Below are 668 nucleotides of genomic sequence, written 5' to 3'. Positions count from 1 at the left end.
GATATCGTTTTTGTTATTGTTGGTTTGAAGCCAAAGCCGCTTCAATCAGGTCAGAACCAATGTCTTTCTCAAACTTTTTCCACACTGGTTGCAGAGCCGTCACCCACTCTTGACGCTGCTCTGGCGTTAGCGTACGAACCACACCACCCGCTTCGATGATGTTGTTTTTATTCGCCAAGTTCACTTTGGTCGATTCCGCGTTACGCTCAACAGTCACTTCTTGAATGATGGTATTGAGCTGTTCACGCTGATCTTCTGGTAGCTTCTGCCAAAAATCGTTCGACGTCACAACGAGGTAATCCAAAATACCGTGGTTGGTTTCCGTGATGCCATCTTGAACTTCGAAGAACTTCTTACCGTAGATGTTTGACCAAGTGTTCTCTTGACCATCGATAACCTTCGTTTGTAGACCGCCGTAAACTTCTTTGAAGGACATTTTTTGAGGGTTTGCGCCAAGTTGCTCGAACTGGGCAACAAGAACGTCAGAAGCTTGGACGCGGAACTTAAGTCCTTTCGCATCGCTTGGCACCATCAGAGGTTTATTGGCAGACATTTGCTTCATACCGTTGTGCCAGAACGCAATGCCTTGTAGACCACGACGTTTCATTGAGTTTTTCAGCTTCTCTCCCGCTTCAGAGTTTTGGAAGCGGTCAACCGCAGCGACATCA

The 668-nt window shown here is 46.9% G+C and carries 1 protein-coding gene; it reads right to left on the bottom strand.

Features of this window, described 5'->3' with window-relative positions:
* Positions 1-13: 13 nt before the first annotated feature.
* Positions 14-668 (bottom strand): TRAP transporter substrate-binding protein DctP (gene dctP, locus R7Z49_RS25415; protein ID WP_318112445.1); only part of this gene is annotated, 655 nt, incomplete at its 5' end.

The organism is Vibrio sp. 1562, from assembly GCF_033340155.1.
In the GTDB taxonomy this organism is placed as follows: Bacteria; Pseudomonadota; Gammaproteobacteria; order Enterobacterales; family Vibrionaceae; genus Vibrio; species Vibrio alginolyticus.
The sequence above is the reverse complement of the archived record's forward strand: the minus strand, read 5'-3'. Positions and strand labels throughout refer to the sequence as shown.